Source organism: Arthrobacter nitrophenolicus, assembly GCF_000332815.1.
Taxonomy (GTDB): domain Bacteria; phylum Actinomycetota; class Actinomycetes; order Actinomycetales; family Micrococcaceae; genus Arthrobacter; species Arthrobacter nitrophenolicus.
Genome location: NZ_AOFD01000111.1, coordinates 1 through 1,833 on the forward strand (window position 1 = coordinate 1; position 1,833 = coordinate 1,833).

The window sequence follows — 1,833 nt, forward strand, 5'->3', positions numbered from 1 at the left end:
GTTGATATTCCACCCATGAGCACCCGCCGCAGAACTAGCGTCTGCGCAACGGGCGTACTCCTGACAACACCACACCCCGCCATACAGCAGAGAATGATAATTGTGAGGCGCTCCTTAGAAAGGAGGTGATCCAGCCGCACCTTCCGGTACGGCTACCTTGTTACGACTTAGTCCCAATCGCCAGTCCCACCTTCGACGGCTCCCTCCCACAAGGGGTTAGGCCACCGGCTTCGGGTGTTACCAACTTTCGTGACTTGACGGGCGGTGTGTACAAGGCCCGGGAACGTATTCACCGCAGCGTTGCTGATCTGCGATTACTAGCGACTCCGACTTCATGGGGTCGAGTTGCAGACCCCAATCCGAACTGAGACCGGCTTTTTGGGATTAGCTCCACCTCACAGTATCGCAACCCTTTGTACCGGCCATTGTAGCATGCGTGAAGCCCAAGACATAAGGGGCATGATGATTTGACGTCGTCCCCACCTTCCTCCGAGTTGACCCCGGCAGTCTCCTATGAGTCCCCACCATCACGTGCTGGCAACATAGAACGAGGGTTGCGCTCGTTGCGGGACTTAACCCAACATCTCACGACACGAGCTGACGACAACCATGCACCACCTGTAAACCAGCCCCAAAGGGGAAACCACATTTCTGCGGCGGTCCGGTCCATGTCAAGCCTTGGTAAGGTTCTTCGCGTTGCATCGAATTAATCCGCATGCTCCGCCGCTTGTGCGGGCCCCCGTCAATTCCTTTGAGTTTTAGCCTTGCGGCCGTACTCCCCAGGCGGGGCACTTAATGCGTTAGCTACGGCGCGGAAAACGTGGAATGTCCCCCACACCTAGTGCCCAACGTTTACGGCATGGACTACCAGGGTATCTAATCCTGTTCGCTCCCCATGCTTTCGCTCCTCAGCGTCAGTTAATGCCCAGAGACCTGCCTTCGCCATCGGTGTTCCTCCTGATATCTGCGCATTTCACCGCTACACCAGGAATTCCAGTCTCCCCTACATCACTCTAGTCTGCCCGTACCCACCGCAGATCCGGAGTTGAGCCCCGGACTTTCACGGCAGACGCGACAAACCGCCTACGAGCTCTTTACGCCCAATAATTCCGGATAACGCTTGCGCCCTACGTATTACCGCGGCTGCTGGCACGTAGTTAGCCGGCGCTTCTTCTGCAGGTACCGTCACTTTCGCTTCTTCCCTACTGAAAGAGGTTTACAACCCGAAGGCCGTCATCCCTCACGCGGCGTCGCTGCATCAGGCTTGCGCCCATTGTGCAATATTCCCCACTGCTGCCTCCCGTAGGAGTCTGGGCCGTGTCTCAGTCCCAGTGTGGCCGGTCACCCTCTCAGGCCGGCTACCCGTCGTCGCCTTGGTAAGCCATTACCTCACCAACAAGCTGATAGGCCGCGAGTCCATCCAAAACCACAAAAGCTTTCCACCAACCACCATGCGATGGAAGGTCATATCCGGTATTAGACCCAGTTTCCCAGGCTTATCCCAGAGTCAAGGGCAGGTTACTCACGTGTTACTCACCCGTTCGCCACTAATCACCGGTGCAAGCACCGGATCATCGTTCGACTTGCATGTGTTAAGCACGCCGCCAGCGTTCATCCTGAGCCAGGATCAAACTCTCCGTTGAAGTAAAACAAAAACAGACACAACCAAAACCAGTGGAAATAACACCAGCAAAGGCTGCACAAAATTTGAAACCAGCTGTAAAACCAAACCAATGCCACAGGGGCGGCACGATCCGGCAATTCAACCAATCACATTACATAATCGGTATCAACAAACTTGGCACACTATTGAGTTCTCAAACAACAGACACA

1 rRNA gene is annotated in these 1,833 nt (G+C 55.1%); it reads right to left on the bottom strand.

The features are described from left to right. Positions 1–118 precede the first annotated feature (118 nt). Positions 119–1,643, bottom strand: a 16S ribosomal RNA gene (locus G205_RS20300). Positions 1,644–1,833 lie beyond the last annotated feature (190 nt).